Here is a 20,591-nt window from a genome sequence, read left to right as displayed (position 1 = left end):
GCGGAATGGAACGATCTAGCCTGGCAAACGATCCGAAGTTAGACTCCCTGACAGGTTCGGCCGCCCGCCCTCGGTGGCCGTTCGCTCGTCGCCCATGGGGAGGGCCGTGCCCCTCCACGCCCAGTGGGCGGCGGCGCGTTCCTCCATGCCTTCGGGCGCCTCCGGGCGCCGACGCGGGTCCTTGGGTGACGAGGCCTCACAGGTCCCCATGGAGGTGTCGTGTCGAGGAAGCCCCCGTCCGCCCTATTACCCAGGACGGCGTTACGTACGACGGCGCTCGTCGCCGGTCTTGCCCTCATACCGGCGATGGCCCCGGCGGGTTCCGCCGCCGCGGACCCGAGCCCGAGCCCCTCGCGGTCCTGGACCGCCACGGCGCTGACGGACGCCGAGCACGTCCAGGGCGCCAAGTCGCCCTCCGGGAAGCTCGCGAAGAGCGACCCCGAGCTGCTCAGATCACAGTCGGCGGAGCCGACGACCGTCGTGGTCAAGCTCGACTACGACTCGCTGGCGGCCTACAAGGGCGGCCTGCCGGGGCTCCCCGGCACGAGCCCGTCCGTCACCGGCAAGGCGCTGAACGTCAAGAGCGGCGACTCGGCGAAATACCAGAAGCACATCGAGAACGTCGAGAACTCCTTCCTCGGCGAGCTCGGCAGGAAGATCCCCGGCGTCCGGGTGGGACAGAAGCTCCGCACGGTGTACGGCGGCGTCGCCCTCACGCTGCCCGCGAACAAGGCCGCCGACCTGCTCAAGCTGCCCGGTGTGGCGGCCGTGCAGAAGGACAGGGTGGAGCAGCCGCTCACCGACTCCAGCGCGGAGTTCATCGGCGCGCCGACCGTCTACAACCAGCTCGGCGGGATGAAGTCGTCGGGCAAGGGCGTCATCGTCGGCATCCTGGACACCGGCGCGTGGCCGGAGCACCCGTCGTTCGCGGACCCCGGCACGCTGCCCGCTCCCCCGCCCAAGGCCGACGGCACGCCGCGCACCTGCAACTTCGGCGACAACCCGCTGACCCCGGCCGCCGACCCCTTCACGTGCAACCGCAAGCTGATCTCCGGCCAGCCGTTCCTCGCGACGTACAACGCGATCGTGGGCGGGGAGGTGTACCCGGACAGCGCCCGTGACAGCGGCGGCCACGGGACGCACACCGCCACCACCTCGGCGGGCGGGCCGGTCGACCACGCCAACCCGCTCGGCATCGACCGCGGCGCGATCCACGGCATCGCGCCGGCCGCGCACGTCGCGGTCTACAAGGTCTGCGGCGAGGAGGGCTGCTACCAGTCCGACTCGGTGGCCGCGGTGGCGCAGGCCATCGCCGACGGCGTACGGGTCATCAACTTCTCGATCGGCGGCGGCGCCGACCCCTACAGCGACGCGGTCGAGCTCGCGTTCCTGGACGCGTACGCCGCGGGTGTGTTCGTGTCGGCCTCGGCGGGCAACTCCGGGCCGGGCGCCGCCACGACGGACCACCGCGGCCCGTGGGTGACCACCGTGGCGGCCTCGACGCAGAGCCGCACCTTCCAGTCGACGATCACGCTGACCGGCGGGCCGTCGATCAAGGGTGCGTCGGTCACGGCGGGCGTCTCCTCGCCGCTGCCCGTGGTGCTCGCCTCTGCCCCGCCGTACAGCGACCCGCTGTGCCTCAACCCGGCACCTCCGGGGCTGTTCTCCGGGAAGATCGTCGCCTGCCAGCGCGGCCCGAACCGGGTGCTCAAGGGCTTCGCGGTGAAGCAGGGCGGCGCCGCGGGGATGATCCTTTACAACGCCACGCCGCAGGACGTCATGACCGACAACCACTGGCTGCCGACGGTGCACATCGACAAGCCGGAGACCGACGTCCTGCTGAGCTGGCTGAGCTCCCACCCCGGTGCGACGGCGACCTTCACCCAGGGGACGAAGGCCACCTGGCAGGGCGACGTGATGACGTCGTTCTCCTCGCGCGGCCCCGGCGGCGACTTCCTCAAGCCGGACGTCACCGCGCCCGGCCTGCACATCCTGGCGGGCATGACCCCGACCCCCGACTCGCCGCTGGAAGGTCCCGCGGGCAACCTGTACCAGGTCATCGCCGGGACCTCGATGTCGTCGCCGCACGTCGCGGGCGCCGGCGCGCTCCTGTTCGCGCTGCACCCGGACTGGACCCCCGGCCAGGTCAAGTCGGCCCTGGAGACCACCGCGACGACGAAGGTCACCAAGGAGGACCGGACCACCCAGGCCGACCCGTTCGACTACGGCGGCGGGCGCATCGACCTGAGCAAGGCGGGCGACACGGGCCTGACCCTGGACGAGACCGCGGTGAACTACGCCGCCTCGGCCACCGACCCGCTGAACCGGATCGACCTCAACCTGCCGTCGGTGAACGCGCCCGTCATGCCGGGCGTGATCAGCGCGAAGCGTACGTTCGTCAACGCGACCACCAAGACGCTCACGTACACGGCGCTGGGTACCACCGTCAGCGGGGCGAGCATCACCGTGCTGCCGCCGCTGTTCACGGTGAAGCCGGGCAAGAGCCAGAAGGTCACCATCCTGATCGCCGCGCCGGACCTGCCCGAGGGGCAGTACTTCGGCCAGGTGAACCTCAAGCAGGTCGGCGGCGGCCGGGAGCAGCACCTGCCGGTGGCCTTCTACCGGCGCGAGGGCACGGTCCCGATCGACCAGACCTGCACGCCGAGCGCGATCGCCAGGAACACCGGGCAGTCCACCTGCACCGTCTCGGTGCAGAACACCACCCTGGAGGACACCGACGTCACCGCGCTCAGCACGCTGGACGCCAAGCTGCGGCTCACCGGCGTCACCGGCGCGACCCAGGTCGGCAGCCAGATCGTGACGACCAAGAAGACGCTGGCGGGGAGGCAGCCGGACAAGCCGGTCATCGCCCCGGGTGAGAGCCCGGCCGGTTATCTGCCGCTCTCGGCCTTCGGTATCACCCCGACGCCCATCGGCGACGAGGAGGCGCTGAACCTCACCGTCCCGGCGTTCACCTACGCGGGCCGTACGTTCACCAGGATCGGCATCGTCTCCAACGGCTACACGGTCGCGGGCGGCACGAACGGCTCGGCGGACATCCAGTTCGCCCCGCAGACGCTCCCCGACACCACTCCGCCGAACGGCGTGCTCGCGCCGTACTGGACGGACCTGAACGGCGAGGGGACGCCCGGCGTCTACGCCGCCACCCTGAGCGACGGGGTGAACAGGTGGCTGGTCATCGAGTGGAGAGTCAACCTGTACGGCACGAGCAGCCTGAAGACCTTCCAGCAGTGGATCGGGCTCAACGGCGCCGAGGACATCTCGTACACCTACGACCCGGGCAACCTGCCCGGTGACCCGGGTGCGGCCTACGGCCTGACCGTCGGCGCCGAGAACGTCGAGGGCACCGCGGGCACCCAGATCAGCGGCCCGCCGACGCAGGACTACCGCGTCACCAGCACGCCGGGCGCCCCCGGCGGCACGCTGAACTACTCCTTCACCGTGAAGGGCGTGTCCCCGGGCACCGGCACGGTCACGACCGCCACCTCCACCCCCCAGGTGAAGGGCATCACGGTCGAGGTCGACAAGATCACCGTTCAGTAGGTCCTCTCCGAGGGGCCCGGCGGATGCGCCACGTCCGCCGGGCTCTCGCTGTCCGGCCCGACTGTCCAGCGGTCGGCAACCGCCGTACGAGTGGACGCCAAGTGCCGGTACAGGTGGGCGCCAAGAGGCGGCTGACACGCTCCTCCCATGCACCGCACAGGAGGAAACGTGAGAAGAACGCTCAGGACCCTGCTCGCCACGGCAGCGCTCGCCACCGCCGCGATCGGCGTCAACGTGGCGCCGGCCCACGCCGGCTGGGTCGGGATCACCCTGTACGAGGACTCCGGCTACAAGGGTTACCCCCACGCCTACACCACCAGCCGCGTGGCACTGTACGGGTGGTGGGAGAACGACGTGGCCAGCTCCGTGAAGAACAGCGACGTCTTCGCCTGGGTCCTGTACGACGACCGCGACTACCAGGACCGGCATTTCTGCATCAGGCCGGGAGAGTGGGTCGAGACCCTCGGGTCGTCGCCGTGGAAGTTCAACGACAAGATCTCGTCCCTCAAGCGGCTGACGACCTCGAGCTGCGCCGGATACGTCCCCTTCTACAACGTCGCCTGACGGCTCAGCACGGAGGACGGAAGGGCAGGTCGGCGGGGAGGTAGACGGCCCACTCGGCGGGGGTGACGGGCGGGTGGGCGAGGGCGCAGATCCTCCGGGCCGCGTGTCCGGCGTCGACGTCCCACAGGCGTACGGTCGTGTCCTCTCCGCCGGTGGCGACGACGCGGCCGCCGGGGACGTAGACGAGGGTCTGGACCCGGCCGTCGTGGCCGGTGAGCGTGGCGACGACCCGGGCGCCGCCCGGACCGGTCAGATCCCACAGCCGCACGCTGCCGTCCAGGCTGCCGGTGGCGAGGGTGCGGCCGTCCGGGCTGAAGGCGGCCCCCGTGACGGCGTCGGCGTGACCGGTGAGCGTGGCCACGGCCCGGGCGCCGCCCGGACCGGTCAGATCCCACAACCGCACACTGCCGTCCAGGCCGGCGCTGGCGAGGGTACGGCCGTCCAGGGAGACGGCGAGACGGGTGACGGCGCCGGTGTGTCCTCTCAGAGTCACCGGGTCGTGTGGGCCGCCCGGGCCGGCGACCCGCCACAGCCGGATGACGGCGTCGGCGCCCGCGCCGGCGAGGAGCAGGCCGTCCGGGCCGCTTCGCACGAAGGTGATCGTGTCGACGGAGCCGCCGCTGCCGCCGAGCGTGGTGAGGTGGGCCGGGCGGCGCAGGCCGGAGACTCGCCACAGGTCGATCGTGCCGTCGGCGCTCGCGCCGGCCAGCAGGTCGCCGCCGGGGCCGAAGGCGACCGAGGTCACGTTGGCCTCGTGGCGGCTCAGCACGGCGAGGCTCAGCGGGCGGCCCGGGTCGGACAGGTCCCACAGGCGGATCGTGCGGTCCTGCCCGCCGGTCGCGAGCAGCCGCCCTCCGGGGTGGAAGGCGGCCGCCGTGATGTTGTCGGTGTGGCCGGTCAACGTGGCGAGCGGCGCGGGCCCGCCCGGGGCGGCGAGGTCCCAGACGCGGGCGGTGCGATAGCCGCCAGCCACGAGAAGGCGGCCGTCGGGGCTCGCGGCGAGCGACTGGACGGGGCTGCTGTGCCCGCTCAGCACGGAGGTCCGCATGTCCCACAGCCGTACGGTGGTGTCCTTGCCCGCGGTGGCCAGGCTCCGGCCGTCGGGGCTGAACGCCACCGAGTAGACGACGTCGGCGTGGCCGCTGAGGACGAGGGGCTCGCTCGGGAACGCGGGGTCGGTCACGTCCCACACGCGGGCGGTGCGGTCGTAGCTGCCGGAGGCCAGGATCCGTCCGCCGGGGGCGAAGGCCAGGGAGACGATGCCGTTCTGGTGTCCGGTCAGCACCCCGAGCGGCCGTGGCCGGCCGGGGCGGCGCAGGTCCCACAGCCAGACGGTGTTGTCGAACCCGCCCGTGGCGAGGACGCGCCCGTCGGAGGTGAACGCGGCGCACAGCACGCGGTCGGTGTGGCCCTTCAGGCTGGGCAGAGCGCGCGGGTGTCGCGGATCGCCGACGTCCCAGACCCGTACGACCGCATCGGCCGAGGTGGTGACCAGGACGTTTCCGTCCGGTGAGAAGACCGCCGAGGTGAGCCCTTCGGAGTAGCCGGTGAGCGTGGCGATCCGTACCGCCCGGCCCGGGTCGGACACGTCCCACAACCCGACCGTACGGTCGTAGCTCGCCGTCGCCAGCAGGCGGCCCCGCGGGTCGAAGGCCACCGTACGCACCGCGTCGGTGTGTCCTTCGAGCACGGCGAGGGGACGCGGCCGGCGGACGTCGGCCACGTCCCAGAGCCGCGCGGTGTGATCGGCCCCGGAGGTGGCCAGGACCCGCCCGTCGGGCCGGAACGCGGCCGACATCACCTCGCCGGAGCCGCCGATGACGGAGAGGGCCGCGGGTCGGTGCGGGTCGGAGACGTTCCACAGGCGTACGGTGCGGTCGAGGCCCGCCGTGGCGAGGGTGCGGCCGTCGGGGGTGAAGGCCGTGGCGTACGCCGGGGCGCGGTGCGCGGTCAGCCGGGTCGCGTACGGCACGGCCGGCGCCGACAGGACGCTGCCGCGCGCCTCGGGGGTGTCGGCCAGGCGGTAGGCGGCCAGGCCCAGCTGTGCGGACAGCGCGGGGTTGGTCCCGCGCAGGGCGATGGCGTCGCCCGCGAGCCTGCGGGAGAGGGCCTGGTCACGCTGGCGGACGGCGGTGCGCTGGGCCTGCGACGCGGTGACGGCGGCGACGGCGGCGACGACCACCAGCGCCACCAGGGCGGCGATGGTCTGGTAGAGGCGGCGGGTGCGGCGGCGCACCTGGCGGCCCGAGGCCCGCAGGAAGTCGGCCATGGTCGGCGTCACGTCGGAGGGATGCCGCTGCGCCCACTCCTGCGCGGCGAGCAGCCGCGCGCCCCGGTACAGCACGTCGGGATCGCTCCGCTCGTGCCGCCAGGCCTGGGCGTCGGCGGCGAACCGGCGGCCGAGCAGCAGAGCGGCGCGGTCGGCGGCCAGCCAGTCGGCGAGCAGGGGCCAGGCGGACAGCAGCGCCTCGTGCGTGATCTCCACGGTGTCGTGGTCCAGGGTGAGAAGGCGCTGGTCGGCGAACCGGTGCAGCACCTCGGTCATGGCCGGCCCGGCGGACGGCAGATCGGCCGAGGAGACCCTGCGGCGGGTGTCGGCGGCGTCGGCGGAGACGTGCACGAGATGCAGGAACAGCCGTCGCGCCAGTTCACGCCGCTCGGGGGGAAGCTCGTCGTAGATCTCGGTGGCGCTGGCGGCCACGGCGCCCTCGATGCCACCCGCCTCCTGGTAGCCGGCCACGGTCAGGCCGTGGCCCTGGTCGTTCAGCCAGGTGGCGTAGAGCGCGTGCGACAGCAGGGGCAGGACCCCGGCGTCGTGGGCCCGGCCGGCTTCGCGGAGCAGCAGTTCGACCAGGGCGTCCTCGATGGCCAGGCCGGCCTTGCGCGCCGGTTCCACGATGGCGTCGCGCAGTTCGTCCCTGGTCATGGGACCGACGGCCACCTGACCGTGTTGCGCGACGGCCGCCAGATCCGGAAACCGGAGCAGGTGGCCGTAGAAGTCGGCGCGCAGGCCGATCACCACGACGGCGCCGCCGGCCGCGGCCCGCACCAGCGCGTCCACGAACGCCGCCTGCCCCGGCTCGTGGGAGGTCGGCTCCCGGGAAGTCGTGAAGATCTCCTCGAACTGGTCGACGATGAGAACCTCACCCGGCCGGGCGGTGATGACGGGACGCGAGGCCGGAGTGCAGACGGTGACGGCACGTCCCCGCTCGCGCAGCGCCGCGGCCAGCCCGGCCCGCAGCAGCGACGACTTGCCCGCGCCGGAGGCCCCGACCACCAGCCGCAGCCCGCCGCCGTCCGGTCCGGTGCCGTCGAGTTCGGTGCCGTCCAGTTCGGTGACCGCGTGCAGGAGGCGCTCGGTCAGGGCGTCCCGGCCGAAGAACCACGCGGCGTGCTCGGCCTCGAAGCCCGCCAGCCCCCGGTACGGCTCGACGCCTTCTCGCCTGCGCGACCGTCCCCGCCGTACGCGCTGCCAGGCGTCCACCCAGGCGGTGACCTCGGCCGCGCCGCAGACCGTCACCACCCGCTCGAACAACTGCCGCAGGGCCAGTGAGGGCAGGCCGCGACCGGCGAACCAGTCCCCGATCGTGCTGTGCGCGCCGGGGCTGCCCGCCCGCGCCGCGACCTGCCGTACGGTCAGCCCGGCCCGCTCGCGGAGCATGGTGAGTTCCCTGGCGAAGCCCTCCCGGTCACGGATCCGGCCCGGGTCCGGTCCCGCCGCGTCCTGAGCCACCGCCGCGCCTCCTTAGGGAAACGGTCTCCTTATGTAGTCCGTCGCGCGGCTTCGAGGGTTACCGGCCTGTACGGGCTTGTACGGATCAGGCCGGACACCTTCCAGGGCCGCCGGCTCTCGCCTGATAGTCGGGGCGTCCAATCGGAATGGAGGACGCTCATGACAGGCACGACCGGACAGCCGTCCCGCAGGGCGGTGCTGCGCATGGCGGCGAGCGCGCCGCTGCTCCTCGGCGCGAGCGCCGCGCTCGCCGTCGCGACGTCGGCCCCGGCGCTGGCCGCCCAGGCGGGGTGGCGCTGGTGCGAACGCTGCAGCGGCCTTTGGTACTCGCTGAACGGGACACGGGGCACGTGCCCCGCGGGGAACGTCTTCGACGGCGGTCATCACAGCAACGGCAGCGGAAACTACATCCTGAAGACCGTCGAGGACGGCGGCCGGGGCCAGGGCAACTGGCGCTGGTGCGGCGCCTGCCAGGGCCTCTGGTACGGCGGCAACCCCACTCTCGGGTACTGCCCCAACCGGGGCGCCACGGGCCACACGCCGATCGGCCCCTACCCGACCATCTCGTCGTACTACCTGATCGAGGACGTCGGCAACCGCGACTCCCCCGGCGGCCAGGAGCAGTGGCGCTGGTGCTACAAGTGCGCCGGCATGTTCTTCGACGGCAACACCCCCGGCGGCTCCGGCCGCTGCCCCAAGGACGGCTTGATCCACGCCGTCACCGGCGGCAGCTACGTCCTGCGACAGGTGCCGTAGCGGCGGCGCGGCCCAGGTCACCGCCTACAGCGTCGAAGCATCAGATGCGATTGTGGGCGGTGACCCGGCTGCACCGACCCGGGGTTCGACGCGGGGGCCCTCGGGTGCCCAACCCGTCGCCGGCGGCTCACCGACCGCCGTTCTTCTTCCGGTCGTGCCGCAGCGCGAGCCGGACCGCGAAGTAGACGACGGCGAAAAGTACGGCCACCTCGAACACGACCAGTACCAGTTCCGCCAGTCCGAGCCCGTACATCGACCACCTCTTCAGGAGAAGGAACCGAGGGAAGTATGAGCCGATAGCGCGCCACAGTCGAGCAAATGCCCCCAGCGGGGAACTCTCCGCGGTGTGATCACCCTCGCTGCCAGAGGAAGCCGGTCGCGATAAATCGCCCCATAAGATCTCGACGTGGGACTATCTGATCTTCGTCGTGAAATGATTCTCGCTGCTATCGCAGAGTGCGACGCCATGGGCCGGGACGGTTTCCTGGACACGTACGGATACGGGCGGGCACGCGGATATCTCCTCGTCCACGGGGATCGACGCTACGACTCGAAGGCCATCGCGGGAGTCGCCCACCGGGGCGTCGACGGGCGACCACTTCGGCCTGACGAGTTCTCCGGGGGCAGGGAAAGCGTGGCCCGCCAGCTCGTCCGGCTCGGCTTCGAGGTCGACGCCCCCGGGCTGTCGCTGGGCGAGCACACGATCGAGAGCCTGGTCCTGAAGATCGGCTCCCTCCGTACGGACACGTCGAGATCGGCCGGCAGGCCCCGCAGACACCAGCCGCTGACACTGCTATGGGCGCTCGGACGAGCCGCGCAGGCAGAGCCGCGCCTGGAGGCCTGGGCACGGACAAGTGCCGAGATCTCCTCACTCATCGAGAAGTTCGGCCATGCCGACGACCAACCGAATCCCGAGTTCCCGGTCCTGCGGCTGTACCACGACGAGCTGTGGGATCTGGACGCGTCCGATATCCCTCCCAGGGCGAGCACGAGCAGTGCTCAGCGATGGATGAACAGCCATGCGCCTACCGGAGGCTTACGCCCGTGGGTCCACACCATCGTGAGCCGGCACCCGGACGTGCGCGCGCAGATCGTGCTGCGCCTTCTGGAGAAGTACTTCCAGGACGCCGACCACGACGAGCTGCTCATCGCGGTAGGCCTGTCGGGCACCTCTGACGCCGAGGTGCCCCTGAACCAAGGATCTCCGGCCCCGCGACGACGGCAGTCCACCACAATGCGGATGATCCGCGATTCGGCCCTGGCCCAGCAGATCAAGGACTTACACGGACACCACTGCCAGATCTGCGGCGTACGACTGCGCCTGCCCAACGGCTCGTACGCCGAGGGCGCCCACATCCGCCCGATCGGCCAGCCGCACAACGGCCCCGACGAGCCGGGCAACATCCTCTGCCTCTGCCCGAACGATCACGTTCTCTTCGACCGCGGCGCCCTCACCCTCACCGACGATCTGCAGGTCTTCGACGAGGTGATCGGCCAGATCACAGGCGATCTGCGCCTCGCACCGCAGCACACGATCAGCGTCACGCACGTCGCCTACCACCGCGAGACGGCCCGCCAGGTCACGCGACCGGCGAGTCCCAGCGAACTCAGGCTTTAGGGGTTCGGGCGGCCGGCCGCCCGGTGTGCGGTGTGAACCCGAACGGCGCAGGCGACGTCACATCGGCATGGCCTTTTCATGGGACATGCTCATAGCTCCAGGGTCGGCACTCGCGGGCGTCGGACTGACCTTGTATGGAACTGCGGTCCGGGAAAGAGTGCAGTTGAGGCGCCAGCACGAGGCAGCCCTTGACGGTCTCCGACGTGCGACCTACGCCAGTTTCTTGTCGGCTTCAGATGTCATGACTCAGCGAATGAGTCGAGTGCTCACCGACATCGGACTTGGGGCATGGGTGACACGAGACCCGACAGAGGCAGAAGCCGGGAGTCTCCAGCTCGCCGTTGCCCAGGTCGCCGAGCTCAGGCGCGTCTACGCCGTACTCGAGCTGGATGGCCGACTCGAGCCGGCGCTCAAGGGTAAGGAGCTGTACGCGGCGCATGCTCAGCTCGATGTGATCCTCGAACCTGTCCTGAACGGGCGCGGAGAGCTGGACGAAGACCGAGCTTTTGACGCTCTGCACAAGACACAGGAAGCACGGAAGGCTTTCGTACTCGCCTGTCGAACGGAGCTCGACCACGCGTGAGGCGATGTAGCTAGGGTTCCCTGTGTTCGACGCACGTCGGCAGCACGAGACGCAGTAACGCGCCGCTTCGACACGGCACGGCTTCGGCCGTCCCGCCATGGGCCTCGGCGACCTGCCGGACGATGGCCAGGCCCAGTCCGGAGCCAGGATGCGCGCGGGCCGCCGGAGAGCGGTAGAAGCGGTCGAAGACGAATTCGAGGTCGCTGTCCGGGATTCCTGGGCCGGTATCCGCGACCTCGAGGGTCCCCGCCCTGACGCTGATCCTCACCCGGCCGTCGGACGGGCTCCATTTCACGGCGTTGTCGACGAGGTTCGCGACGGCGCGTTCCAGGGCGTCGGGGTCTCCGTGGACGAGAGTGGGCGCGCAGGCCAGCTCGAATTCGATCTGTGGCGCCCGGCGCGCCACGCGGGCCGCGACGCGCTCGGCGACGAGGTCGAGGCGGACGTCTTCGGTGTGGTACGGCGCCTGGCCGTAGCGGGCCAGGTCGACCAGGTCGTTGACCAGCGTCGTGAGTTCGCCGGCCTGGCCGAGCGCTTCGGCGGCGAGGAGCGGGGCCTGCGCGTCGGCCGGGTTCTCCGCCAGCAGTTCAAGGTTCACCGTCAGGCTCGTCAGCGGTGTGCGCAGTTCGTGCGAAGCGTCGGCCACCAGACGGCGCTGGGCGCCGACCGACTCGTCCAGGGCGGCGGTCATCGCCGCGAACGCGGCGCCGAGCCGGCCGATCTCATCCCGGCTGTCCGCGGGAATCGCTATGGACAGGTCGCCGGTCGTACGGATCAGTTCGACCGTCTCGGTGAGCTGGTGCACCGGGCGGAGGACGCGGCGTGCCGCCAGGCGTGAGGCCAGCGCCGCGAGAAGTCCGGCGGCCACCGTCGAGCCGGCGAGCAGCCAGGCGAGCTCGCGTAGCGTGGGTGCGGGATCGGACTCCGGGATGGCCGTGCGCACGAGCGTCCCCGGTGAGTCGGGCAACTGGGCGGTGTAGACGCGGTAGACGACGCCGTTGTAGACCGCGTCACGGAAGTAGGCGCCCTCGATGCCGTCCGCGACGGCGACGTCGCGAGCGGTGATGTCGACGAACTCCGTCGACGGCCCGATCCGGACAGGCTCCGGCACGATCTGCAGCTGGGTGCTCCCGATCCCCAGCGGAACAGTCGGGAAGCCCGGCTCCCCGTTGACGTCCCTGAACTTGGCCTTGATCGCCGCGGCCACGTTCGGCGCCTGGCCGGCGGCCACGACCAGCGTGTTGTCGATCTGGCCACGGAGGTTGGCGTTCACCGCCGGATACAGGACCACCGACACGAGCACCAGGGCGCCCGCGACCACGGAACCGCCGGCGATGGCCAGCCGGGTGCGCAGGTTCACGGCTCCTCGCGCAGGACATACCCAAGGCCGCGCACCGTCTGGATCAATCTGCTGCCGCCGTCCGATTCGAGTTTGCTTCGCAGGTAGCTGACGTAGACCCACAGTGCGTTCGACTCCGGGCCGAAGTCGTAACCCCAGACGGACTCGAAGATCTGGGTCCGGCTCAGCACCCGGCCGGGATTGCGCAGGAACAGCTCCAGCAGGGACAGCTCCGTCTTGGTCAGGTCCAGGCGCCGACCGGCGCGCTCGGCCCTGCAGCCGCTCACGTCCAGCTCGACGTCGGCGAAACGCAGCACCTCGGCCCTGGCGCCGCTGCGCCGGAGCAGGGCTCTGAGCCGGGCCCGCAGCTCCTCCAAGGCGAACGGCTTGGCCAGGTAATCGTCGGCACCGGCGTCGAGCCCGGCGACCCGGTCGGTGACCAGGTCCCGGGCCGTGAGCATCAGGATCGGAGTGTCGTGCCCGCCCGAACGCAGCATCCGGCACACCTCCAGCCCGTTCGGTTCGGGCATGAGGACGTCGAGAACCACCGCGTCCGGGCGGAACACGCCGTGCTCGGCGAGTGCGGACGCCCCGTCAGCGGCGGACGACACGTCGTAGCCGTCCCGGCGCAACGCGTGCTCCAAAGACCGCCGCACGGCCGGGTCGTCGTCCACCACAAGTATCCGCATGGTCGCCCATCCTCGCCGTCGATCCTGAAGCCGTGTGAGACGCGGTGGCCGTCAGCCCTTGCTCAGTGACCGCTTCAGATCGCTCAACGCGGCATCGAGCCGGTCGGAGCCGACCCCGAGCGAGGCGGCGATGTCACCGAAGGTCTTGGACGTGACATCGACTCTGCCCAACGTCACCAGAGTGGCCAGAGCGGCCTTGGCCTTGGCCTGGTCGACACCGAGCGCCGCGGCCAGAGACGCCGCCGCGGCGTCGGTGGTGAACGGCGAGTCCTGCCGGCCGTCCGGGGCCTTCTTGTCCATGCCGTCCAGCTTGTCCCGGTGGTCGTCGCCCGGCGCGGGCTCGGCGATCAACGGCCGCAGAGCGTCCTGGACCTGAGAGACCGGCAGCCCCAGCTTCGCCGCGACCGCCTCGACGAAGGCGTCCGGCGTGACATCGGCCGACTTGGCCAGCGACATCTTGGCCGCGACCAGCGCGGCGTCGAGCCGCTCAGCCGTCACCCCCAGCTTCGCCGCGATCGCGCCCAGATCGGCCTCCACACCCGCTCCGGGCTTGCCTGACGAGTCCTGCCGGCCGTCCGGGGCCTTCTTGTCCATACCGTCCAGCTTGCCCCGGTGGTCGTCACCCGGCGCGGGCTCGGCGACGATCGGCCGCAGAGCCTCCTGGACCCGCGCGACCGGCAGCCCCAGATCGGCCGCGACCGCCTCGACGAACGCCTCCGGCCTAACACCGTCCGACTTGGCCAGCGACATCTTGGCCGCGACCAACGCGGCGTCTAGCCGATCAGCCGTCACCCCCAGCTTCGCCGCGATCGCGGCCAGATCGGCCTTCGCGCCCGCCCTGGATTTCCCTTCTACCTTGACCGTCGCGGTGTCGGATCTCGCGGCGCCGGATGCCGGGGCAGGATCGGCCGCCGCGGCCGTACCGGTCGCGGCCAGCGTGGCGAGCGTTGCCGTGGCCAGGACCAGCCGTGTGCGTTTCATCATCGTGATGCCTTTCGTCCACGGAGCGCCGGACGAGAACCGGCGCCGTGGAGACGACACAAACATCGCGGCCTCTGGCGTGGTTTCAGCCACCTTTAAAGGTTCCTTAGAACGGCGCACCGGCCGGGACGACGTACAGCCTTCTCGGCGGCCCACCCCCGCCCAGGTCGCCTCTCCCCAGGCGGCCGACCGCCGTCCCCCCGTCCGAATCACCACACAGGGCTGCGCCGCGGGAAGACGACGCCGGGCCTGAGTTTCCGTAGGGTCTGTTCGTGCTCCTATGGATCAATGGCCCCTTCGGCGGCGGCAAGACGCAGACCGCGCACGAGATCCAGCGGAGGCTACCCGGCAGCGTCATCTGCGACCCCGAACACGTCGGCTTCGGCCTACGTCGGATGATGCCCCCGCTTCTGCGGGGAGACTTCCAGGACCTTCCGGCCTGGCGGCAAGGTGTGTACGAGGTGCTGGACCTGGCCCTCGCCAAGCACGACGGCACGGTGATCGCACCGATGACGATCGTGGAGCCAACCTACTTCCAAGAGACCATCGGCCGGCTCAGAGAGCGCGGCCATGACGTCCGGCACTTCGCGCTACTGGCCGAACGCGAAACGGTACTGCGACGGCTACGTGAGCGCGCTTTCGGGCATGTTGTGCAGTTCGTCAGAGGAAAGGACGCCCCTTTGCGCCGGGAGAGCTTCGCCGTAGCGAAACTCGACCTCTGCCTAGAGCGCCTGCGCGAGGAGGAGTTCGCCGAGCATGTATGGACCGACCGCCTCACGATCCCGCAGGTCGCCGACCACATCGCCGCCTCGGCCGGACTGACCCTGACCCCGAACACGGACAACGCACTACGAGGGCGCCTCCGCCGGGCCTGGACAGGGATCAAGCACATCCGGCTCGACTGACCGGCTGGCTCGGCAGTGCGCGCCAGCGCGAGGAAGTCGAGCAGGACCTCAGTGATCCCGTTGTGCTCCGTATCGGACCTCAGCGCCGCACCAGCGCCAGCACGCTCAACCCGAACATGAGGACGCCAAGGGGGAGATGGACCGACGGTACGTGCGCGATGCCGAGCGCGACCTGAACGGAGGCGAGGACGAGGAAACCGGATGCGTGCCAGACGGGCCGGGGCGAGCCGCCGCCCATCCTCCACGCCAGCACCGCAGCGAGCACGTACAGCAGCGACGCCCCGTACATCACGCGCGCTCCGACACTGTGCAGCGTCTCTCCGTAGGACGAGGTCAGCAGCAGTCCGGCCGAGACCGCCTGAAAGAAGATGGTCAGGGTCTGCACGGTGATCGCGATTCGCAGAAACGAGAAGCTGTTGTGTGCCGTCGCCTGAGTGGCCATGTCACGGTCCCCTGTTCCGCCCCTGGGGCAGTAGATCGATACGGTCTCACCAGCCCGACGACGCGGGCCCGCGAAAGGTAAGGTGAGGAGCGGTCGGGAGCATGGGGATGGCTGGGACGAGCACCGATGAGATAGCCGGTGAGCGGCGTCAACTGATCAATGTCGCCTACCGGTTGCTCGGTTCACTGGCCGAGGCCGAGGACGCCGTACAGGAGGCCTACACGCGCTGGTACGCGCTGCCGCCAAGTCGGCGGGAGGAGATCGTGTCCCCTGGCGCCTGGCTCACGACGGTGACCGGCCGCATCTGCCTGGACGTGCTCGGCTCGGCGCGGGCCCGGCGTGAACGCTATGTCGGCGCGTGGCTGCCCGAGCCGCTGCCCGACCGCGCCGAGTGGGACCACGGCGACGGCACCGACCCCGCCGACCAGATGGTCCTGGACGAATCGGTGGCCATGGCCTTCCTCGTCGTCCTGGAGTCGATGACGCCCGCCGAGCGGGTGGCGTTCGTCCTGCACGACGTCTTCCGTTACCCCTTCACCGAGATCGCCGGCGTCCTCGGCCGGACCCCTGCGGCCTGCAAGCAGCTGGCGGCCTCCGCCCGGCGACGGGTGGGCGTCGCGCACGCGCCGGTGACGGCGGCCGGGCAGGCCGACACGGTGCGGCACGTCAAACAGGCATGGGAGACGAAGAACATCGCGGCCCTCGTCGACCTCCTCGACCCGGCCGCCGTGATGATCGCGGACGGCGGCGGCATGGTCGGTACGGTCCTGCGCCCGATCGAAGGCGGCGCGCGCATCGCCCAATACATGGTCGCCATCGCCGACAAGGCTCCGGGGCTCGAACTCCTGGAGCGGTCGGTCAACGGTGTGCCGGGCCTGGTGGCCCAGTATGCCGGTGTCGTCACGACCGTAGCCTCGTTCGACGTCGCCGACGGCCGCGTCACCCGGATCTGGGCGGTCCGCAATCCGGAGAAGCTGGGCCCGTGGGCGCAAGACGGCTGACTTCACCCCGCTCGGAGCACCTATAACGAAGATCGACAGCTGGTACGGCGATTCGCCGCGGTCTCAGTCAGACAGTCTCACCCAACTGCTCGGCCAGCCGCTCCAGGCCACCCTTGATGAGCTGCCCACACTCGTCGTCGCCAAGCGCACCGATCCCGGCTCGGGCCTGCTGGAGGTGCTCACGGGCGCGACCGAGATCGCCCAGCTTGCGATACCACTCGCTCGGGCAGCAAGGCGAGGCCATGCGCCGGATCCTGCAAGTCACGAAGCGCTGAACACTTAGCCGCGTATTGGCCGCGACGAGCCGTAGAACGCCGTTGCCAGCCGGGGACAGCCGGACACACAGCAAGAGGCCCGTCACCGTGTTCGCGCTGGTGACGGGCCTCTTTTGCCTAGTGTGGCAGGTGCAAGGTTCGAACTTGCGTAGGCTGAGCCGACGGTTTTACAGACCGCTCCCTTTGGCCACTCGGGCAACCTGCCGTGTCTTCCGCTCGCCGCGGCGACAGGTAGAAGAATAGCGGACTTCCCGGGTGCACGTGACATGGGTTCCGTCCGGGTCGGTCCTGGACAGCGGCGGGTCCGGAAACCCAGGAGCGGGCGCGGCAGACCGGCGGTCATAGTGGGACGGTGATCAGACAGGCCGAGCCGGCGGACCTCGCGGGCCTCCCAGAGATCGAGCGAGCAGCCGACGGGATGTTCGCGCCGCTCGGCATCGTCTTCCCGCCCGGCACCACGGTTGTCGAGGAGTGCGACGATCCCGCGCGTGTCATCGTGGCCGGTCGGCCGCCGGTGGGGTTCGCCCTGCTCGGGGTGGTCGACGGCCTGACGCACCTTGAGCAGATCGCCGTGCATCCCGGCCACGCCAATCAGGGGATCGGGACCCGGCTTCTCGAGGCCGTCTTCGCGACTGCCGCCGCCCCGCAAACAACAAACAGGGCGGTGACGCTGACGACGTTCCGGGACGTGCCGTGGAACGCGCCCTGGTACGCGCGACGCGGCTTCCGCGTCATCCAGCCCTCTGAGTGGGGGCCGGGACTCAGCGCGCTGGTCGAGCACGAACGGGCGCTCGGCATAGAGGTGGCGCCCCGCGTCGTGATGAGGAAAGACCTCTGATCCCGGCGGGGCCCACTAATCTCGAAGGGCAACGGAGAGAGGACACGGACACCGATGGCCGACAGCAGTTTCGACGTGGTGAGCAAGATCGACCGGCAGGAGGTCGACAACGCCCTGAACCAGACGGTCAAGGAGGTCGGGCACCGCTTCGACTTCAAGGGCACGGGCGCGAGCATCTCCTGGTCGGGGCAGAAGGACATCGAGATCAAGGCGAACAGCGAGGAGCGGGCCAACGCGGTCCTCGACGTCTTCAAGGAGAAGATCGTCAAGCGCAACCTGTCCCTCAAGATTCTGGACGCGGGTGAGCCGAAGCCGTCCGGCCGGGAGTACCGCCTGGTGGTGGCCCTCAAGGAGGGCATCGACCAGGAGAACGCCAAGAAGATCTCCAAGCTGATCCGGGACGAGGGCCCTAAGGGCGTGAAGGCGCAGATCCAGGGCGAGGAGCTCCGGGTCAGCTCCAAGAAGAAGGACGAGCTCCAGGAGGTGATCTCCCTGCTCAAGGGCAAGGACCTCGACATCGCCCTCCAGTTCGTCAACTACCGGTGATACCGGTCACAGCCGAAAACCAGCGCTAAGGCCCTGACCTGCGGGTTCAGGGCCTTTGTCGTGTCTGGACACCCCACCATCATGACCACTTGGTTGCCCCAAGCAACGATCAGCGTATGATTGCTTAGGGAAACTAAGTTCAAGCGCAGAGGGGCTTTGATGGCGAACGCGATGACCAGGGAGACGCCGCCAGGCGCGGCGGCCCCCGCGATGACGCACCGGGAGATCCTGGAGGCGCTCTCGGGTCTGATGCTGGGGATGTTCGTCGCGATTCTGTCGTCCACCGTCGTGGCGAACGCGCTCCCGACGATCACGGCGGAACTGCACGCGGACGAGACGACGTACACGTGGGTGATCACCGCGACGCTGCTCGCGACCACGGTCTCGACGCCGATCTGGGGCAAGCTCGCCGACCTGTTCAGCAAGAAGTTGCTGATCCAGCTCGGGCTGACCGTGTACGTGATCGGCTCGGCGATCGCCGGCCTTTCGCAGAACCCCTCGATGCTGATCGCGGCGCGGGTGGTGCAGGGCCTCGGCGTCGGCGGCCTGACCGCCCTCGCCCAGGTCATCATGGCGGCGATGATCCCGCCGCGGGAGCGGGGCCGCTACTCGGGTTACCTCGGCGCGGTGTTCGCCGTCGGCACGATCGGCGGACCGCTCATCGGCGGCCTGATCGTCGACACCTCGTGGCTCGGCTGGCGCTGGTGCTTCTACGTCGGCGTGCCGTTCGCGATCATCTCGCTGATCGTGCTGCAGAAGACCCTGCACCTGCCGGTGGTCAAGCGTGACGTGCGCATCGACTGGGGCGGCTCGGTCCTGATCGCGGCCTCGGTCTCGCTGCTGCTGGTCTGGGTCTCCTTCGCGGGCACCAAGTACGACTGGCTGTCGTGGCAGACCGGCGCGATGGTCGGCGGGGCCCTCGTGCTCGCCGCGCTGTTCCTGCTGGTGGAGACGAAGGCCAGGGAGCCGATCGTCCCGCTGCACCTGTTCCGGGTCCGTACGATCAGCCTCGCCGTGATCGCCAGCGTCCTGGTCGGCGTGGGCATGTTCGGCGGCACGACCTTCCTCAGCCAGTACTTCCAGCTCGCCCGCGGCGAGACCCCCACCGTGGCCGGCCTGATGACGCTGCCGATGATCCTCGGCCTCGCGCTCTCCTCCACCGTCTCCGGGCAGATCATCACCCGCACCGGACGCTGGAAGGTCTTCCTCGTCTCCGGCACGTTCTTCCTCACCGCCGGCTTCGCGCTCATGGGCACGCTGCGGTACGACACCGACTACTGGCTCGTCGCCGTCTTCATGTTCCTCGTCGGCGTGGGCGTCGGCATGAGCCAGCAGAACCTCGTGCTCGCCGTGCAGAACCAGGTGCGCGCCGAGGAACTGGGCGCGGGCAGCGCGGTCGTCGCGTTCTTCCGCTCCCTCGGCGGCGCGATCGGCGTCTCCGCGCTCGGCGCCGTGATGGTCAACCGCGTCCGGACCTACCTGCAGGAGAACCTCTCCGCGATCGGCGTCGACGGCACCGGCGGCGAGAGCGGCACGATTCCGAAGCTCTCCGCGCTCCCCGCGCCGATCCGGACCGCCGTGGAGGGCGCGTACGGCCACGGGATCGGCGACCTGTTCCTCTATGCCGCGCCGGTCGCCTTCCTCGCGCTGATCGCCGTGCTGTTCATCAAGGAGGTCCCGCTGCGGACCAGCGCGCACACCGTCCAGGCCGAGGCTCCGGCGGAGCCCGAGCCCGCCCTGACGGAGCCCGCCCGCGGAAGGAACGGCTCCGCACCCGGCCGCCACGCCCAGCGCGACCGGCAGACGCCCGTCACAGTCGGCGTAGACACAACCGGGACCGACACGACCTCGCCCAACGGCTTCGGCGCCGTCCCCCACCACCTCGAGACCCAGCCCTTCGCCCCCGAGCCGTCCGTCCTCACCGCCACGCGCGAGCATCCGTACGCGAGCGTCGCGGAGACCGAGGCGTACGGCACCGGCGGCGGCCGGAGCGGTCAGGGCGGTGTGGAGATCCGCGGGCTCGTGACCGGCCAGGACGGCGTGCCCGTGGGCCGCGCCGTGCTCACGCTGATCGACGTGCGCGGTCACCAGCTCGGCCGTACGGTCACCCGGGACGACGGCGGCTACGCGCTCGCGGCTCCGGGCGGCGGGACGTATGTGCTGATCGCGTCGGCCGGCGACCGGGACCCACAGGTCGCCACGCTGGTCGTCGGCGAGCAGCCGGTGGACTTCGACATGGTGCTCGCGGCCTCGGGACGGCTCGTCGGCACGGTGCGCGGCACCGACGGCGGGCCGGTCGCCGAGGCGATGGTCGTGGTGACGGACGTGCGCGGCGAGGTCGTCACGACCGGCGCGACCGACGCCGAGGGCGGCTTCTCCTTCTCCGGCGTGGTGGCCGGGACCTACACGCTCACGGTCAGCGGCGCGGCGTACCGCCCGGCCGCGGTCCCGATCGAGGTGCTCGGCACCGGGCAGACCCGGCAGGACGTCGTGCTGCTGCCCGGCGCGCGGGTGCGCGGCACGGTCCGCGTCCGGGACGGCGTGCCGCTGGCGGACGCCAGGGTCACACTGCTCGACGCCGCGGGCAACGTGGTGAGCGTGGTGACCACCGGTGAGGACGGCGAGTACGCCTTCACCGACCTCACCGGCGGCCGCTACACCGTCGTCGCGACCGGTTACCCGCCCGTCGCGAACTCCCTGAACCTCGACGGGCAGGGCGACGAACCGTACGACGTGTGGCTGGGGCACCCGGAATGA

The 20,591-nt window shown here is 70.6% G+C and carries 17 protein-coding genes and 1 tRNA gene; 10 read left to right on the top strand and 8 right to left on the bottom strand.

What is annotated here, in order from left to right; all coding sequences use genetic code 11:
• Window positions 1-219: 219 nt before the first annotated feature.
• Together HHX37_RS04665 and HHX37_RS04660 are read left to right on the top strand one after the other, a co-directional pair.
• Window positions 220-3,564, top strand: coding sequence for a S8 family serine peptidase (locus tag HHX37_RS04665; protein WP_310740259.1), 3,345 nt, complete (start codon window positions 220-222; stop codon window positions 3,562-3,564).
• A 168-nt stretch (window positions 3,565-3,732) separates the two neighbouring features.
• Window positions 3,733-4,128, top strand: a complete 396-nt coding sequence (locus HHX37_RS04660) for a peptidase inhibitor family I36 protein (RefSeq protein ID WP_182884581.1) — start codon at window positions 3,733-3,735, stop codon at window positions 4,126-4,128.
• Window positions 4,129-4,132: 4 nt separating this feature from the next.
• Here HHX37_RS04660 and HHX37_RS37560 read toward each other — a convergent pair whose 3' ends face one another.
• Entirely contained in the window at window positions 4,133-7,861 is a 3,729-nt protein-coding gene (locus HHX37_RS37560) for a helix-turn-helix domain-containing protein (protein WP_182884580.1), read from the bottom strand.
• 159 nt (window positions 7,862-8,020) lie between these two features.
• On the opposite strand from HHX37_RS37560, the gene HHX37_RS04650 reads away from it, so the two are divergent.
• Window positions 8,021-8,617, top strand: coding sequence for a hypothetical protein (locus tag HHX37_RS04650; protein WP_182884579.1), 597 nt, complete (start codon window positions 8,021-8,023; stop codon window positions 8,615-8,617).
• Window positions 8,618-8,744: 127 nt separating this feature from the next.
• On the opposite strand, the gene HHX37_RS36230 is transcribed toward HHX37_RS04650, so the two are convergent.
• Window positions 8,745-8,870: a hypothetical protein gene (locus tag HHX37_RS36230; RefSeq protein ID WP_259404007.1), complete on the bottom strand. Its 126-nt coding sequence runs from the start codon at window positions 8,868-8,870 to the stop codon at window positions 8,745-8,747.
• Between the two features lie 180 nt (window positions 8,871-9,050).
• On the opposite strand from HHX37_RS36230, the gene HHX37_RS04645 reads away from it, so the two are divergent.
• Together HHX37_RS04645 and HHX37_RS04640 are read left to right on the top strand one after the other, a co-directional pair.
• A complete protein-coding gene (locus tag HHX37_RS04645; RefSeq protein WP_182884578.1) occupies window positions 9,051-10,235 on the top strand; it encodes an HNH endonuclease in 1,185 nt (394 codons plus the stop codon).
• 262 nt (window positions 10,236-10,497) lie between these two features.
• On the top strand, window positions 10,498-10,818 hold the full coding sequence (locus HHX37_RS04640; RefSeq protein WP_182883071.1) for a hypothetical protein: 321 nt from the start codon (window positions 10,498-10,500) through the stop codon (window positions 10,816-10,818).
• Window positions 10,819-10,828: 10 nt separating this feature from the next.
• On the opposite strand, the gene HHX37_RS04635 is transcribed toward HHX37_RS04640, so the two are convergent.
• From HHX37_RS04635 to HHX37_RS04625, 3 genes are read right to left on the bottom strand one after another with little or no spacing between them, the layout of a single operon-like run.
• Window positions 10,829-12,178 carry a sensor histidine kinase gene (locus HHX37_RS04635; RefSeq protein ID WP_182884577.1) on the bottom strand — a complete coding sequence of 450 codons (1,350 nt, stop codon included), beginning with the start codon at window positions 12,176-12,178 and terminating at the stop codon, window positions 10,829-10,831.
• Window positions 12,175-12,846, bottom strand: a complete 672-nt coding sequence (locus HHX37_RS04630; RefSeq protein WP_182878003.1) for a response regulator transcription factor — start codon at window positions 12,844-12,846, stop codon at window positions 12,175-12,177. The genes HHX37_RS04635 and HHX37_RS04630 overlap by 4 nt, the downstream gene beginning before the upstream one ends.
• A gap of 51 nt (window positions 12,847-12,897) precedes the next feature.
• Complete coding sequence (locus HHX37_RS04625; protein ID WP_182884576.1) at window positions 12,898-13,830, bottom strand: hypothetical protein; 933 nt, start codon at window positions 13,828-13,830, stop codon at window positions 12,898-12,900.
• A gap of 269 nt (window positions 13,831-14,099) precedes the next feature.
• Here HHX37_RS04625 and HHX37_RS04620 point away from each other — a divergent pair, with 269 nt between their 5' ends.
• Entirely contained in the window at window positions 14,100-14,732 is a 633-nt protein-coding gene (locus HHX37_RS04620) for an AAA family ATPase (RefSeq protein ID WP_182884575.1), read from the top strand.
• A gap of 79 nt (window positions 14,733-14,811) precedes the next feature.
• On the opposite strand, the gene HHX37_RS04615 is transcribed toward HHX37_RS04620, so the two are convergent.
• A complete protein-coding gene (locus tag HHX37_RS04615; RefSeq protein WP_182884574.1) occupies window positions 14,812-15,174 on the bottom strand; it encodes a hypothetical protein in 363 nt (120 codons plus the stop codon).
• Between the two features lie 107 nt (window positions 15,175-15,281).
• On the opposite strand from HHX37_RS04615, the gene sigJ reads away from it, so the two are divergent.
• Entirely contained in the window at window positions 15,282-16,175 is an 894-nt protein-coding gene (gene sigJ, locus HHX37_RS04610) for an RNA polymerase sigma factor SigJ (RefSeq protein ID WP_259406152.1), read from the top strand.
• A 67-nt stretch (window positions 16,176-16,242) separates the two neighbouring features.
• Here the strand turns inward: sigJ and HHX37_RS04605 are convergent, their stop codons facing one another.
• Both HHX37_RS04605 and HHX37_RS04600 read right to left on the bottom strand, forming a co-directional pair.
• Entirely contained in the window at window positions 16,243-16,419 is a 177-nt protein-coding gene (locus tag HHX37_RS04605) for a hypothetical protein (RefSeq protein ID WP_182884693.1), read from the bottom strand.
• A gap of 154 nt (window positions 16,420-16,573) precedes the next feature.
• Window positions 16,574-16,655, bottom strand: a tRNA-Tyr gene (locus tag HHX37_RS04600).
• Between the two features lie 147 nt (window positions 16,656-16,802).
• On the opposite strand from HHX37_RS04600, the gene HHX37_RS04595 reads away from it, so the two are divergent.
• The 3 genes from HHX37_RS04595 (at window position 16,803) to HHX37_RS04585 (ending at window position 20,591) form a co-directional block, all read left to right on the top strand.
• A complete protein-coding gene (locus tag HHX37_RS04595) occupies window positions 16,803-17,288 on the top strand; it encodes a GNAT family N-acetyltransferase (protein WP_310740258.1) in 486 nt (161 codons plus the stop codon).
• Window positions 17,289-17,342: 54 nt separating this feature from the next.
• The gene (locus tag HHX37_RS04590; protein ID WP_111697993.1) at window positions 17,343-17,834 is read left to right on the top strand and encodes a YajQ family cyclic di-GMP-binding protein; all 492 of its coding nucleotides are present in this window, start codon (window positions 17,343-17,345) and stop codon (window positions 17,832-17,834) included.
• A 159-nt stretch (window positions 17,835-17,993) separates the two neighbouring features.
• The gene (locus HHX37_RS04585) at window positions 17,994-20,591 is read left to right on the top strand and encodes an MFS transporter (RefSeq protein WP_220502562.1); all 2,598 of its coding nucleotides are present in this window, start codon (window positions 17,994-17,996) and stop codon (window positions 20,589-20,591) included.

It is taken from the genome of Microbispora sp. H10885 (genome assembly GCF_014161415.1).
Lineage (GTDB): Bacteria > Actinomycetota > Actinomycetes > Streptosporangiales > Streptosporangiaceae > Microbispora > Microbispora triticiradicis.
Note: the sequence above shows the minus strand (reverse complement) of the source record. Positions and strands in the feature narration are given on the sequence as shown.